Below are 16,703 nucleotides of genomic sequence, written 5' to 3' on the forward strand. Positions count from 1 at the left end.
TCACGGGTTCGGGTGCGGGTTGCGGGCGGGTGCGGTGGGCGCGGTGGTCGGGACGACGGTCCCGATCCAGTCGGCGACGGCCCGGCCGGTGGTCCCGACATGCTGTTCCATGATCGAGAAGTGGTCCCCGGGGACGTCCAGCACGGTGTGCGCGGACGGCCAGGACGAGCGCCACTCCCCGGCCTCGGCCGAGGGCCGCCCGAGCGGGGTGGTGGCGCGGACCAGCAGCACCGGTGCCCGGACGGCGGGCGGCTGCCAGTCGTCCAGCAGCCGGAAGTAGCGGCCCATGGCGGTCAGCCGGGTGCCGTCCATCGGCGCGGCCCGCTCCTCCCGGGCGAACATGCCGCCCAGCAGGACGTCATTGAACTGGGTGATGCCCTGGTTGTCGTTGAGGTAGGTGTCCAGCAGCACCACGGCGGCCGGCCCCTCGCCGAGAGCCTCCAACTCGGCGGCGACGCCATGTGCGAGCGTGCCCCCGGAGGACGATCCCAGCAGCACCAGCCTTTCGCCCGGATGCTCTTGACGCAACGTCAGAGCTTGCAGCCGCAGCAGGGCCCGCATGTCGGCGGGCAGTTGCTGCTCGGGGTGAAGCCGGGCGCGTCCAGGGCGCTGACGCCGTAGCGGTCCCGGAGGCAGGCGGCGAACCGGGCGTACTGGTGCGCGCCGCCCAGGGCGACGATGGAGCCGAAGCAGACCACGACCGGAGCGTCGTCGCGTGCGTGGATGCGCAGCAGTTGCGGAGCGCCGCCGGACGCCAACAGCTCCTCGGCGTGCTGGAACTGCGGCCTCAGGGCGGAGGCGCTCTTGAGCAGTGCGATGCCCTCGTCGGTCCTGCCCAGCAGGCACGCCTGCCGGAACAGCACGCTCACCGGATCGCCCTCCGGCACCGCGATCGGCGCGGCCGGTTCCGCAAGCGCGGCGGTCGCGGGGGTCGGGTCCGTGCCGGTGCCCGGCGCCGCGCCCGGGTCGGAGCCCCGGTCGGGTTCGGCGGCCAGCGCCGCCGCCAGCAGCCCGGCCAGCCGGGCCGGGGTGCCGCTGTCCAGCACCGCCGAGGGGCGCAGCCGCAGGCCGGTGGCGGTGCCCAGGCGGTTGCGCAGTTCCACGGCGGTGAGCGAGTCGAAGCCGACGGCCAGGAAGGCCGTGGTCTCCGGCATGGCCTCCGCCGCCCCGTGCCCGAGGACCGCCGCCGCTTCGGCGCAGACCAGCTCCCGCAGCAGCCGCTCGCGCTGCTCCGGGTCGGCGGCGGTGAGCCGCTGCCGCAGTCGACCGGTGTCGGCCGCCGGCGCCGGGCGGGCCCGGACCAGTAGCCGCAGCAGCGCGGGCACGGCCTGGTCGCGGTAGGCGGTCGGCTCCAGTTGGACCGGGACGGCCAGCGCCCGCTCCGAGCCGACGGCGGCGTCGAAGAGGGCGGTGCCCTCGGCGTCGGTCAGGCCCCGGACTCCGCTTCGGGCCATCCGGTTCCGGTCGGCCTCGGCCAGCTCCGAAGTCAGCCCGCTGCGCTGCTCCCACAGGCCCCAGGCCAGCGAGGTCCCGGGGAGCCCCTGGCGTCGCCTGGTCGCGGCCAGCGCGTCCAGGGCGGCATTGGCCGCGGCGTACGCGGACTGCCCGGCGCTGCCGAGGACACCGGCGGCCGAGGAGTACAGCACGAACGCGGTCAGCCCGGCGTCCCGTGTCAGTGCGTGCAGATGCCAGGCGGCGTCGAGCTTGGGCCGAAGCACGCCGCGCAGCCGCTCCGGCGTCAGTGACTCCAGCAGGCCGTCGTCCAGCGCCCCGGCGGTGTGCACCACCGCCCGCAGCGGATGCTCGGCGGGAACGGCCGCCAGCGCCGCCGTCAATTGTTGACGGTCCGTCACATCACAGACGGCCATGGTGGTCCGGGCGCCCAGCGCGGCCAGCTCGGCCATCAGCGCGGTTCCGCCCTCGGCCTCCGGTCCGCGCCGGCTCAGGACCAGCAGCCGGCGTACGCCGTGCTCGGTGACCAGGTGCCGGGCCAGCACCGAGGCCAGCGTCCCGCCGCCGCTCAGCAGCACCGTCCCCTCCGGGCCGAACGGTGGCGGCGATGCGGGTGCGGGTTGCGGCCGGACCAGCCGGGCCGCATACAACGCGCCCTTTCGGAGCGCCAGTTGCGGCTCATCGGAGGCGAGCACAGCGGGCAGGACGGTAGCGGTGTCCTCCGGTCCGTCGGTGTCCAGCAGGACGAAACGGCCGGGGTGCTCCAGCTGGGCGGCCCGCAGCAGGCCCCAGACAGCCGCCGCGCCGAGGTCGAGCGGCTGCTCCCCCAGGTCGGCGGCGCCCCGGGTGAGCACCACCAGCGGGGTGTGCGCGTACCGGTCGTCGGCCAGCCAGCCCTGCACCCGGGCGAGCACGGAGGCCACCGCGGCGTGCACCGCCTCGGGGGTGTCGCCGTCCCGGGCAGCGAGGGCCGGGCAGGGCATCAGCACGGCGTCCGGCACCGGGCCGGGGGCCGGACGCAGCGGCTCGGCGGGGAAGTTCGGCGGCAGCAGTCGTCCGCCCTGGTCGGGGCGGTCGGGTCGGCCCGGTTGTCCGTCCGGTTCGGCGAGCAGGCCCCAGCGGACGACCGGGCACGGGCCGGTCGGGGCAGGCACCGGCGTCCAGTCCAGGTGGAACAGGGAGTCGGCGGGCAGCCGCAGCGAGGCGGGCGACGCGGCGCGCAGTTCCAGCGAGCCGACGGCGGCGACCGGGCGGCCCTCGGGGTCGGTGATCCGCACGGTGACGGCGTCCGGGCCGTCGGAGCGCAGGCGTACCCGGAGCGCCGTTGCGGGCGTGGGCTCGATCGTCGTCCGGTTCCAGGAGAACGGCAGCGGCACGCCCCCGCCGTCCTGCCCGGCCTGGCCCTGGCCCGCCTGGCGCAGCCCGGTGATCTGCAGCGCGGCGTCCAGCAGCGCCGGGTGCACGGCGAAGCGGTCCCGGCCCGGCAGCGCCGACGGCAGCGCCACCTCGGCGCAGAGCTCGCCGTCGCCGCCGCGCCAGGCGGCGCGCAGGCCCCGGAACGCCGGGCCGTACTGCACGCCCCTGGCCTCCAGCAGCTGGTACAGCCCGTCCACGTCCAGCGGGGACGCCCCCGGCGGCGGCCACGCGCCCGGATCGACCGGGAGCGGTGCGCCGGGGGCGGCGAGCGTGCCGCCCGCGTGGCGGGTCCACGGCCGGTCCGGCTCGGCGTCCTCGGGCCGGGAGTGGAACGCGACCGGGCGCTGCCCGGAGCCGTTGTCCGGCCCGACCAGCAGCCGCAGCTGGACGGCCCGGTCGGCGCCGCCGGGCAGCAGCAGCGGCGCGGCCAGAGTCAGCTCCTCGACCAGCGGGCAGCCGAGCCGGCGTCCGGCGTGCGCCGCCATCTCCAGGAACGCCACGCCGGGCAGCAGGACCGTGCCCGCCACCGCGTGGTCGACCAGCCAGGGGTGCTCGGCGGCCGACAGCCGCCCGGTGAACAGCGTCCCCGCGGCGTCCGGCAGGGCCACGGCCGCGCCCAGCAACGGATGATCGGCACCCTCCTGACCTGCGGATTTCGGGTCGCCCCCGGCCGGGGTGGCGTCCAGCCAGAAGCGCTGCCGCTGGAAGGCGTAGGTGGGCAGCTCCACCCGGCGGGCACCGCTGCCGGTGAACAGCGGCTCCCAGTCCACCGGCAGCCCGTGGGCCTGGGCCGCGCCCAGCGACAGCAGCAGCCGCCGCAGGTCGCCCTCCGCGCGGCGCAGCGTCTCGACCGCGACGGTGTCGGACGCCCCGGCGTCGGCGGCCGTGTCCTCGACCCCGAACAGCAGCGTGGGGTGCGGGCTGACCTCGACGAACGTACGGTGACCGGCCTCGAGCAGGCGCTGCACGGCGTCCCGGAAGCGTACGGCCTGCCGCAGGTTGCGGTACCAGTAGTCGGGTCCGAGCCCGGCCGGGTCGATCCAGTCCGCGTCGACGGTGGACATCATCGGCACGGCCGCCGCCCGGGGGGCGATACCGGCCAGCGAGGCGTGCAGGCCCTCCCGGACGGCCTCCACACCGCCGCAGTGGGAGGCGTGGTCGACCACCATCCGCCAGGCCATCACACCGTCCTCGGTGAGTTCGTCCACCAGCCTCCCGACGGCCTCGCCGGAACCGGCCACCACGACCACCCGCGGCCCGTTCACCGCCGCGACGGTGAGCTCCTCCGGGCGGCCCCGGAGCCGGGCCTCGACCTCCTCGACGGACATCATCACCGTGGCCATACCGCCACCGGGCAGGCCTGCCAGGGCCAGACTGCGCCGCACCACGATCCGGGCGGCGTCCTCCAGCGACAGCACACCGGCGACGCAGGCCGCCGCCACCTCGCCCTGGCTGTGCCCGACCACCGCCGCCGGTTCCACACCGTGGCTGCGCCACACCGCTGCCAGCGACACCATCACCGCGAACAGCGTGGGCTGCAACACCTCGACCCGGTCCAGCGAGGGCGCGCCGGGCTCGGCGCGCAGCACGGCCGAGGGCGACCAGTCGAGGTACGGTGCCAGCGCGCGATCGCAGTCGGCCAGCTGCCGGGCGAACGCCGGGCAGGAGTCCAGGAGTTCGGCGCCCATGCCGGGCCACTGCGCGCCCAGCCCGGGGAAGACGAAGACGGCCCTGCGCCCGCCCTGCGGAGCGGTTCCGCGCAGCACGGCCGGGGCGTTCTCCCCCCGCGACAGGGCGGCGAGGGCATCGAGGAGTTCGTCGCGCTCCTCGCCGACCAGGACGGCCCGCTCGGCGAAGCGCGACCGGCCACGGGCCAGCGAGACGGCGATGTCGATCGGCCGCGCGCCGGGATCGGCCAGCACCTGGGCGTGCAGCGCCGCCGCCTGGCCGCGCAGCGCGGCGCCGGTCCGGGCCGACAGCTGCCACGCCACCGGGCCGCAGCACCAGGATTCGTGGTCGGGCTCAGCCTCGGGTTCGGCGGCGGACTCCAGGATCACGTGGGCGTTGGTGCCGCTCGCGCCGAAGGAGGAGACCCCGGCCCGGCGCGGCCGACCGCTCGGCGGCCACGGCGTCGCCTCGGTGAGCAGCGACACCGCGCCCTCGCTCCAGTCCACCTGCGTGGAGGGACGGTCGATGTGCAGCGACCTGGGCAGCAGGCCGTTCCGCATGGCCAGCACGGTCTTGATCACTCCGCCCACCCCGGCCGCGGCTTGAGTGTGCGTCAGATTGGACTTGAGCGAGCCGACCAGCAACGGCCTTGCGGCAGGCCGCTCCTGGCCGTAGACGGCGAGCAGCGCCTGCGCCTCGATCGGATCGCCCAGAACCGTGCCGGTGCCGTGCGCCTCCACCGCGTCCACCTCGGCCGGGGTGAGCCCGGCCTGCCGCAACGCCTGACGGATGACCCGCTGTTGGGCCGGGCCGTTGGGCGCGGTCATGCCGTTGCTGGCGCCGTCCTGGTTGACGGCGGAGCCCCGGACCACGGCCAGTACCGGATGGCCGTTGCGGCGGGCGTCCGACAGCCGCTCCAACAGCAGCAGGCCGACGCCCTCGCCGAAGCCCGCGCCGTCGGCGGCATCGGAGAAGGACTTGCTGCGCCCGTCCGGTGCCAGGCCGCGCTGCCGGCTGAAACCGACGTACATCCCCGGGGTGGACATCACGGTCACCCCTCCGGCGAGCGCCAGCGTGGCGTCACCGGCGCGCAGCGCCTGGCAGGCGAGGTGGACGGCGACCAGCGAGGAGGAGCAGGCGGTGTCCAGGGTCACCGCCGGGCCCTCCAGCCCCAACAGGTAGGCGATCCGCCCGGAGGCCACGCTGGCGATGCTGCCCGTGCCGAGGAACCCCTCCAGCTCGTCAGGGACGTGGCCGAGCCGGGAGGCGTACTCGCTGTAGATGACGCCCGCGTACACCCCGGTCCGGGTGCCGCGCAGCGTCAGCGGATCGATCCCGGCACGCTCGACCACCTCCCAGGCGACCTCCAGCAGCAGCCGCTGCTGCGGGTCCATGGCCAGCGCCTCGCGCGGCGAGATACCGAAGAAGCCCGGGTCGAAACCGAAGGCGTCCTGTAGGAAGCCGCCCTCCCGGACGTAGAAGGTGCCGGGCGTGTCGGCCTCGGCGTCGAAGCGTCCGCCGACGTCCCAGCCCCGGTCGGCGGGGAAGGCCGACACCGCGTCCTGCTCCTTGACCAGCAGCTCCCACAGCTCCTCGGGGGTGCGCACGCCGCCGGGGTAGCGGCAGCCCATCGCCACCACGGCGATCGGCTCCCGGGCGTCGTCGAGCAGTTGCCGGTTCTCCTGGCGCAGGCGCTGGTTGTCCAGCAGCGAGGCGCGCAGGGCCGCGACCACCTGGTCGGTCTGCGTGGGCATGGTCGTCCCTTCGTGCTGCTTCGGGGCCTGCTGCTTCGGGTCAGTCACGTTCGCCGCCGAGGGCCATCCGGACGAGGTCGTCCACGGCCATGTCCCGGATCTGCTGGGCCTGCTGGATCTGCTGCTGGGGGACGTCCGCCGGTTCGGGATCGGGCGCCGGTGCCTGCTGCGCCAGCCGCAGCAGCGCGTCCAGCAGGCCCGCCCGGCGCAGTTCGGCGGGGGCGATGGCGGCGAGCAGGCGACGGACCTCGCCGTCCGTGTGCTCGGCCCGCGCCTCGGGCGCCCCGCCCTCGGCCGCCGCCGTGGGCAGCAGCCGCTGCACCAAGTGGTCGGCGACGGCGGCCGGGGTGGGCCGGTCGAACACCAGGGTCGCGGGCAGCCGCAGGCCGGTGGCGGCATTGAGCCGGTTGCGCAGCTCGACCGAGGTCAGCGAGTCGAACCCGAGCTCCTTGAAGGCCCGCTCCGGATCGACCGCCGCCGCGCCGCCGTGGCCGAGGACGTCCGCGACCCGGCCCCGGACCAGCTCCAGCACGGCCGCGCCGCACTCCTCCGGACCGAGCGCGGCCAGCCGTCGACGCAGCGAACCCGCCTCGGCAGCGGCCTCCCCCGCCGTCCGGCGGCGCACACCGGCCCCGACCAGCCGCGACAGCAGTGCCGGAACCGCGCCCGTCCGCGCCCCGGCCCGCAGCCGGGCCAGGTCGATCCTGACCGGGAGCAGCAGCGGTTCCGCCGAGGCCAGGGCCGCGTCCAGGAGCGCCAGACCCGTCGCGGTGGACAGCGCGACGGTGCCGCCCCGGGCCATCCGGCGCAGATCGGCGTCGCCCAGGGCACCGGTCATCGCACTGCGCTGCTCCCACAGCCCCCAGGCCAGTGACTGCCCGGGCAGTCCCAGCGCCCGACGCTGCTGCGCCAGGGCGTCCAGGAAGGCGTTGGCGGCGGCGTAGTTGGCCTGACCGGCGTTGCCGACCGTGGCGGACGCCGAGGAGAACAGCACGAAGGCGGACAGCGGCAGATCGCGGGTGAGCCGGTGCAGGTTGACGGCCGCGTCGACCTTGGGCCGCAGGACCACGGCCATCCGCTCGGGGGTGAGCGAGCCGACCAGGCCGTCGTCCAGCACCCCGGCGGCATGAACCACCGCAGTCAGCGGGCGGTCCCCGGGGACGTCGGCGAGCAGGCGCTCCAAGGCGGACCGGTCGGCGACATCGCAGGCCGCCGCCGTCACCTCCGCCCCCAGCGCGCGCAATTCGGCGGTCAGGGCCGACATGCCCGGGGCGTCCTGGCCGCGCCGACTGACCAGCAGCAGGTTCCGTACGCCGTGCGCGGCCACCAGGTGCCGGGCCACGGCGCCGCCCAGCACCCCGCCCGCGCCGGTGACCAGCACGGTTCCGGCGGCGTCGAAGGACATCCCCGGTGTGCCGACCGGGACGGTCAGGCGGACCAGCCGGGCCACCAGCAGGCTGCCCCGGCGTGCGGCCAGCTGCGGCTCGTCTCGCAGGGCGAGCGCCTCGGGCAGCAGTCCGGGCACCGCCTGGGGGTTGTCGGCGTCCAACAACACGAAGCGATCCGGGTGTTCGGACTGCGCCGAGCGGAGCAGTCCGCGCACGGCGGCCCCCGCGAGGTCGGAGACCGGCTCACCCACGGCCGTGGCGACCGCGCCGCAGGTGAGTACCACCAGCCGGGAGTCCTCCCAGGCAGCATCCTGCAACCACTCCTGAATCAACTGGAGTGCCTCGCAGCAGGATTCATGAACCGATGTGGCGTCGGAAAGGGCGTCGTGCCCGACGCGTCCCAGATGCGCCACCACCACACCCGGGCGCGGCATGCCCTTGGCCACGGCCGAGTTGAGGGCGGAGAGATCCGTGTACGTGTCGGCGAAGCCCGCGCCGCTGCCGATCACCGCCCAGTGGCCGAGGTGCTCGACCGCATCTGCGGCGGGCGGCGCGGCAGTCCACTCCAGCCGGTGGAGCGAGTCCCGCGCACCGGTCATCGTGCCCCCGGCTCGGATGGCATCGAGTTCGACCGGGCGGACGACCAGCGCCTCGACCGACGCCACCGGACGGCCGCCAGGATCGGTGGCCGTGACGGATACCGCTCCGTCCGTGCCGTAGCCGATCCGTACCCTCAACGCACCGGCGCCGGAGGCGTGCAGCCTGACCCCGCTCCAGGCGAAGGGCAGCCCGGCGGCACCGGGCGTCCGAGCGTCCGGACCGTCCTGCTGTCCGAGGATCAGGCCCTGGATGGCAGCGTCCAGCAGGGCGGGGTGCAGCCCGTAGGCGGCGGCGTCGCGCTGCTGGGGCTCCGGCAGCCGCACCTCGGTGAAGACCTCGCTGCCGCGCCGCCAGGCGGCTCGTAGCCCCTGGAAGGCCGGGCCGTAGCCGTAGCCGGAGGCGTCGAAGCGCTGGTAGAGGTCCTGCACCGGAATCGGGACGGCTCCGGTCGGCGGCCAGACGTCCTCGGCGCTGGGCTGGGCGTCGGGCAGTGGGGGCTGGTCGTCCGCCACGGCCAGGAGGCCGCTGGCGTGCGCGGTCCAGGCCGGATCGGCGGCGTCCTCCTGGCGGGAGAACACGTCGATCGAGCGCCGGCCCTGGTCGTCCGCCGCGCCCACCCGGACCTGAAGCCGGACCGCGCCGTCCGGCGGCAACAGCAGCGGGGACTGAAGCGTCAGCTCCTCGACCACCGAGCAACCGGCCTGGTCGGCGGCGCGCACCGCCAGCTCCACAAAGGCCGCGCCCGGCAGCAGGACCGTGCTGGACACCTGGTGGTCGGCCAGCCAGGGGTGAGTACGCAGCGACAGTCGGCCGCTCAGCAGCAGTTCCCCCGTCTCCGCGACCTCCACGGCGGCGCCGAGCAGCGGGTGATCCGCCGAGTCGAGCCCGGCCGCGCCGACGTCGGCGCGGGTGGCGCTGCCCGGCTCGGGCCAGAAGCGTTGCCGCTGGAAGGGGTAGGTGGGCAGCTCGACCGGCTTGCCGCCGGGGAAGGCGGAGGCCCACTGCACGGGCAGCCCATGCGTCCATGCCTCGCCCAGGGAGTGCAGCAGCTGTCGCAAGCCGCCCTCGCCACGCCGCAACGTACCCACCACCACGGCCTCCACACCGGCCGCCTCCACCGACTCCTGCACCCCCACCGACAACACCGGATGCGGACTGGGCTCCACAAAGAAACGAAACCCCTCCCCCAACAACGCCCGCGTAGCCTCCTCGAACCGCACCGTCTGCCGCAGATTCCGAAACCAGTACCCGGTATCCAACTCCGCCGTGTCCAACCACCCCGCCGTCACCGTGGAGAAGAACGGAACCACACCAGAACGCGGCTCGATACCCGACAGGTCCTCCACCACCTGCTGCCTGATCTCCTCCATCTGAGCCGAGTGCGAGGCGTAGTCCACCTCGATCCGCCGCGCCCGCTCCACCGTAGCCACCAACTCCGCAACCGCCCCCGCATCACCCGACACCACCGTCGACGCAGGCCCGTTCACCGCCGCCACCGACAACCGACCACCCCACCCCCCAAGCCGCTCCTCCACCTCACCCACCGGCAACGGCACCGACGCCATCCCCCCACCACCCGCCAACCCCACCAACGCCCGACTCCGCAACACCACCACCCGCACCCCATCCCCCAACGACAACCCACCCGCCACACACGCCGCCGCAATCTCCCCCTGCGAATGCCCCACCACCGCATCCGGCACCACACCAAACGAACGCCACACCTCCGCCAACGACACCATCACCGCAAACAACACCGGCTGCACCACATCCACCCGCTCCAGCGAAGCGGCACCGGACACCCCCCGCAGTACATCCACCAACGACCACTCCACCAACGGCGCCAACTCCCGCTCACACTCAGCAATCCGCTCCGCGAACACCGACGACGCATCCAACAGACCCGCCGCCATCCCCACCCACTGCGACCCCTGCCCAGGAAACACAAACACCGTACGACCAGTGGTGATCCGGGTTCCGTTCGTGGCGGCTTCGTCAGCCAGCGCGTGCAGGGCGGAGAGCAGCCCTTCCCGGTCGCCGATGACAACTGCTCGGTGATCGAAGGCCGTTCGGCGGCTGAGGGAGAGCCCCACGTCCAGCGGATCGGTGTCGGGGCGGGCGTCCAGTCGACTGGCCAGGCGACCGGCCTGGTGTCGCAGGGCCTGCGGGGTGCGGGCGGAGAGCAGCCAGGGCACGGACGCGGCATCGTGCCGGAGGAGGTGCCCGGCATTCGGGGTCTCGCCAGGGGCGTCCGGCTGGGGCGGTTGTTCCAGGATGGTGTGGACGTTGGTGCCGCTCAGGCCGAAGGAGGACACTCCGGCGCGCAGTGGTCGGCCGTTCTGGGGCCAGGGCCGGAGTTCGGTCACCAGCTCCAGCGCCCCCTGCTGCCAGTCGACATGGGTGCTGGGCTTGTCGATGTGCAGGGTGGCCGGTACGGCGGCGTGTTGCAGGGCGAGCACCGTTTTGATCACCCCGGCGACGCCGGAGGCGGCCTGGGTGTGGCCGATGTTGGACTTCAACGAGCCGACCAGCAGCGGTCGTTGCTCCGGCCGCTGCTGCCCGTAGGTGGCCAGCAGCGCTTGCGCTTCGATCGGGTCGCCCAGGGTGGTTCCGGTGCCGTGCGCCTCCACCACGTCCACGTCTGCGGGCGACAACCCGGCGTTGGCCAGGGCAGCCCGGATGACCCGCTGCTGTGAGGGGCCATTGGGGGCGGAGAGGCCGTTGCTGGCGCCGTCCTGGTTGACGGCACTGCCGCGCACCACGGCCAGCACCGGGTGGCCATGGCGGCGCGCCTGCGACAGCCGCTCCAGCAACAGGACCCCGGCTCCCTCCCCCATGCCCATGCCGTCGGCGGAGTCGGCGAACGCCTTGCAGCGGCCGTCGGCGGCCAGGCCGCGTTGCCGGGAGAAGCTGACGATGGCGCCGGGAGTGGCCATCACGGCGACTCCGCCGACCAGGGCCAGCGAGCAGTCGCCGGCGCGCAACGCCTGCCCGGCCAGGTGCAGCGCCACCAGGGAGGAGGAGCAGGCGGTGTCCACGGTCACGGCCGGTCCTTCGAGCCCCAGGGTGTAGGCGACTCGGCCGGAGACCACGCTGGGGGCGCTGCCGGTGAGGAGGTGGCCGTCGCCCTCGTCGGACTGGGCCACCACACTGGCGTAGTCGGCGTAGTTGACTCCGGTGAACACCCCGGTGCGGCTGCCGCGCAGGGCGGCGGGGTCGAGTCCGGCCCGTTCCAGCGCCTCCCAACTGGTCTCCAGCAGCAGCCGCTGCTGCGGGTCCATCGCCAGGGCTTCGCGCGGCGAGATGCCGAAGAACTCGGCGTCGAACTCCGCTGCCTCGTGCAGGAATCCGCCCTGCCGGGTGGTCGAGGTGCCGGGCCGGTCGGGGTCGGGGTCGTAGAGTTCGTCCAGCGGCCAGCCACGGTCGGTGGGGAACTCGCTGACGACGTCGCCGCCTTCGGCGAGCAGGTGCCACAGGCCCTCGGGGGAGGTGATTCCGCCGGGGAACCGGCAGGCCATGGAGACGATGGCGATCGGATCGTCTGCTGCGGCCGGGTCCGCGCCGGGGAGGGCGTCGGGGGCAGCGGCATCCACCGTGCCCAGGAGCTCCGACCTGATGTGCTCGGCCAGCACGTTTGCTGATGGATAGTCAAAGACAAGCGTGGACGGCAGCCGTAGGCCGGTGGCGGTGTTGAGCCGGTTGCGCAGTTCGACGGCGGTGAGTGAGGCGAAGCCCAACTCCTGGAACGCCTTGCCGGGTCGGATGGCGTCCGGGGTGTCGTGGCCGAGCACGGCGGCAGCGTGGTCGCGGACCAGGTCCAGCAGCGCGCGTTGCTGGTCGGCCGGGCCGAGCCCGGTCAGCCGTTGCCGCAGCCGGGCGGCGGCGGGCGTGGCCGTGCGGGTGTCGTCGGGCGGCGCCTGCTGCTGGCGGCGGACGTCGGGGATGCCGGAGATCAGCGGGCTGGGCCTGGTCGAGGTGAAGACCGCGGTGAACTGCTCCCAGTCGACGTCGGCGATGGCGATCACCGTCTCGTCGTCGTCCAGGGCCTGGTGCAGCGCGGCGACGGCGAGATCGGGGGCGATCCGGGGCAGGCCGTGCTTCTCCAGTTTGAACAGGTCGGCGTCCTCCCCGGCGATCCGGTCCTGCCAGGGGTTCTCGGCCTGCCAGACGCCCCAGTCCACCGTGGTCGCGGTCAGGCCGCGGGCCCGGCGGTGCTGGGCGAGGGCGTCCAGGTAGGCGTTGCCTGCGGCGTAGGCGGCGTGGTTGCCGCTGCCCCAGACGCCGGCGATGGAGGAGAACAGTACGAAGGCGTCCAACTCCCGGTCCAGCAGGGCGTCGAGGTGTCCGGCCCCGGCGGCCTTGGCGGCGACGATCTGTTCGAAGGCGGAGATCGGGGTGGTGTCCAGCGGGGCGAGGGCGATGAAGGCGGCGGCGTGCACCACGGCGGTGATCGGGCTGCCCTGGCCGTCGAGGTCGGCCAGCAGCGTCTCCACGGATTGACGATTGGTCAGATCACATATGGGGAGCGAGAGCCGGGCGCCGAGTGCGGCGAGTTCGTCGGTGAGTTCGGCCGCGCCGGGGATGTCGCCGCCGCGCCGCCCGGGCAGGACCAGGTGCTCGGCGCCGTTGCGGGCGAGCCAGCGGGCGATGTGCGGGCCGACCGCGCCGGTGCCGCCGGTCACCAGCACGGTGCCGCGCGGCTTCCAACCGGCCCCGCCGGACGCCGTCCTGGGGGCCCTGACCAGCCGCCGGGCGAACAGGCCGGACGGGCGAACCGCCAACTGGTCCTCGCGGCCTGCGGTTTCGGGCCCGCCGGTGGTTCCGGGCGGCCCCGCGGTTCCGGCCAGCGCGGCGGCCAGGGCGGCGGCGGACCGGTCGTCCAGTTCGGGCGGCAGGTCCAGCAGACCGCCCCAGCGGGCGGACACTTCCAGCGCCGCCACCAGTCCGGTGCCCCAGATCAGCGCCTGTGCGGGGTCGGTGACCGGGTCGTCCGCGCATGTGGAGACGGCGCCGCTGGTCGCGCACCAGAGCGACGCGGCGATCCGGAGGTCGCCGAGTGCCTGGATCAGGGCGACGGTCAGCGCGGTGCCGACCGGCAGGGCCGGATACTCGGGGTGCGGCAGGTCGTCCACGGCCAGCAGCGAGAGGATGCCGGACGGATAGGCCGCTGCGGGCAGGTCAGCCAGCGCGGTGGTGAGGGTGCCCGCCAGCGTCTCGCGGTGGACGTCGGCGGCGGAGAGCTCGACCTGCCGGACTTCCACGCCGCGTTCGGTCAGTGCCCGGACCGGGCCGCATACCCGCTGGTCGTCGCGGTGCCCGGCGGGCAGCAGCACCAGCCAGAGGCCCTGCGGCGCAGCGGCGGGCGGCAGCGTCAGCGGCTGCCACGCGATGCGGTAGCGCCAGGAGTCCAGGACGGCCGCGTCGCGCTGCTGCTGGCGCCAGTTGCGCAGGGCGGGCAGCACCCGGCGCAACGGTTCCTCGTCCACGGCGAGCGTGTCGGCGGCTGCGGCGAGGTCGCCGCCCTCGACCAGCTGCCAGAAGGCGGTGTCGGCCGGGTCGGCGTCGCCCGCGGCGGCGGCCGCCCTGTCGGTGGCGTCGGGTTCCAGCCAGTACCGGCGGGTCTGGAACGGGTAGCTGGGCAGCGGGACCGGGTGGGCGTCCGACTCGGCGAAGACCGCCGCCCAGTCGACGGCCACGCCGCAGACCCAGAGTTCGGCGGCGGAGGCCAGGGCCCGGCGCAGGCCGCCCTCGCCGCGCCGCAGGGTGCCGACGACCACGGCCTCGGCGGCACCGGAGCCGTCGCCGGAGTCGGAGTCCGCGTGGGCGGCTTCGACGGTGTCCAGCAGCGGCATGGTCAGTACCGGGTGCGGTGACGCCTCGACGAAGGCGTCGTAGCCCTGCTCGGCCAGGGAGCGCACTGCGGTGTCGAAGCGGACGGTCTGCCGCAGGTTGCGGTACCAGTAGTCGGCGTCCATGACGGAGGTGTCCAGCCAGTCGCCGGTGACGGTGGAGAACAGCGGCACCCGGCCCCGGCGCGGGCGTACCCCGGCCAGTACCGCCAGCAGTTCCTCCCTGATCCGCTCGACCTGGACGGAGTGCGAGGCGTAGTCCACCGGCAGCGCCCGGGCTCGCACTCCGCGCCGGTCGCAGTCGGCGAGCAGCGCGGCCAGTGCCTGCGCCTCGCCGGAGACGACAACCGCCGCCGGGCCGTTGACGGCCGCCACCGACAGCCGCTCGCCCCAGCGGGCGATCGCGGCCCGGGCCTGCTCGGGGGTGAGCGCCAGCGAGACCATGCCGCCGTCGCCGGTGAGCGCCCGCAGCGCCCGGCTGCGCAGGGCGACGACCGCCGCCCCGTCGTCCAGGGTCAGCGCGCCCGCCACCACCGCCGCGGCGATCTCGCCCTGGCTGTGGCCGACCACGGCGTCCGGGGTGACGCCCCAGGACTCCCAGAGCGCGGCCAGCGACACCATCACCGCGAACAGCACCGGCTGGACCACATCCACCCGCTCCAGCGAAGGCGCGCCCGGCTCGTCGGCCAGGACGGCGTGCAGGGACCAGTCGGTGTGCGGGGCGAGGGCGGCGGCGCACTCGCTGATCCGCTGCCGGAAGACCTCGGAGGTGTCGAGCAGTTCTCTGGCCATGCCGGCCCACTGCGATCCCTGGCCGGGGAAGACCAGTACGGTCCGACCGGCGAGCGTGCGGCCCGCGCCGACCACGACGCCGGACGCGGCCTGGCCGGGGGCGGCGTCCGCGAGTGCGGCGAGCCCGGCCAGCAGGGCGGCGCGGTCCTCGCCGAGGACGACGGCCCGGTGTTCGAAGGCGGAGCGGGTGGTGGCGAGTGAGAGGCCGTAGTCGACCGCCCGGGCCGGGCCGTCCCCGTCGGCGCTTCCGGCAGCTGCCACGGCAAGCCGGACGGCCTGGTCCCGCAGGGCGGTGTCGGTACGGCCGGAGAGGATCCAGGGCACCACCGGGATTGCGCCGTCCTGTTCCGGGGTGTTCGGCGGGGCGTTCGGCGGTGCCGGTTCCGGCGGCGGGGCCTGCTCCAGGACGAGGTGGGCATTGGTGCCGCTCATGCCGAACGAGGAGACTCCGGCCCGGCGCGGACGTCCGGTCTCGGGCCACTCTCGGGCCTCGGTGAGCAGCCGCACCGCGCCCGCCGACCAGTCCGCGTGCGGGGTCGGCCGGTCCACGTGCAGCGTGCGCGGGAGGACGCCGTTGCACAGCGCCAGAACGGTCTTGATGACACCGGCCACCCCGGCGGCGGCCTGGGTGTGGCCGATGTTGGACTTCAGCGATCCCAGCCACAACGGCCGCTCTGCGGAACGGTTCTGACCGTAGGTTGCCATCAGGGCCTCGGCCTCGATCGGGTCGCCGAGGGTGGTTCCGGTTCCGTGCGCCTCGACGGCGTCCACATCGCCGGGGGCGAGGCCGGCATCGGCGAGCGCGGCCCGGATCACCCGCTCCTGCGAGGGCCCGTTGGGGGCGGTGAGACCGTTGCTGGCACCGTCCTGGTTGACGGCGGAACCGCGCAGCACAGCGAGCACCTCGCGGCCGCTGCGCCGGGCGTCGGAGAGCCGCTCCAGCAGCAGCATGCCCACCCCCTCGCCCCAGCCGGTGCCGTCGGCAGCGGCGGCGAAGGGCTTGCAGCGTCCGTCGGCGGCCATCGCGCCCTGGCGGTTGAACTCCACGAACACGGCGGGCAGCGACATCACGCTGACTCCCCCGGCGAGCGCCAGTGCGCACTCCCCCGCGCGCAGCGCCCGGGCCGCCAGGTGCAGCGCCACCAGCGAGGCCGAGCAGGCGGTGTCCACGGTCACCGCCGGGCCTTCGAGGCCCAGCGTGTAGGAGATCCGCCCGGACACCACGCTCATGGAGTTGCCGGTCATCAGGAAACCCTGGACGGCCTCCGGGGCGGCCGTTCCCAGCGTCGCGTAGCCCTGGTCGATGGCGGCGGCGAACACCCCGGTACGGCTGCCGCGCAGGGTGAGCGGGTCGATCCCGGCGCGTTCCACGGCCTCCCAGGCGGCGGTGAGCAGCAGGCGCTGCTGCGGGTCCATGGCGACTGCCTCGCGCGGGGAGATCCCGAAGAACGCGGCGTCGAACTCGGCCGCGTCGTCGAGGAACGCGCCCTGGCCGGGTACGCCGCCGGCGGCCAGCGCGGCAGTCTGCCAACCCCGGTCGGCGGGGAGGACCGTCACCGTGTCACGGCCCGCCGCCAGCAGCTGCCAGAGTTCCTCGGGGGTTCGTACGCCGCCGGGAAAGCGGCAGCTCATCGAAACGACGGCGATGGGCTCCTGGTTCCTGGCCTCGGCCTCCTGGAGGCGTTGCCGGGTGTGCTGCAGGTCGATCGTCACTCGGTTCAGGTAGTCGCGCAGCCGCTGGTCGGTCACCGGATACCGCCGCCTTCGAGGTGTGGATTGCCGTG

The 16,703-nt window shown here is 74.7% G+C and carries 1 protein-coding gene and 1 pseudogene; both read right to left on the bottom strand.

What is annotated here, in order from left to right; translation table 11 throughout:
- Nucleotides 1–6,338 (bottom strand): annotated as a pseudogene (locus tag GXW83_RS18880) (type I polyketide synthase).
- A complete protein-coding gene (locus tag GXW83_RS18885; protein ID WP_225447097.1) occupies nucleotides 6,331–16,668 on the bottom strand; it encodes a type I polyketide synthase in 10,338 nt (3,445 codons plus the stop codon). The pseudogene GXW83_RS18880 and the gene GXW83_RS18885 overlap by 8 nt, the downstream one beginning before the upstream one ends.
- Nucleotides 16,669–16,703: the final 35 nt, after the last annotated feature.

It is taken from the genome of Streptacidiphilus sp. PB12-B1b, from assembly GCF_014084125.1.
Taxonomy (GTDB): Bacteria; Actinomycetota; Actinomycetes; order Streptomycetales; family Streptomycetaceae; genus Streptacidiphilus.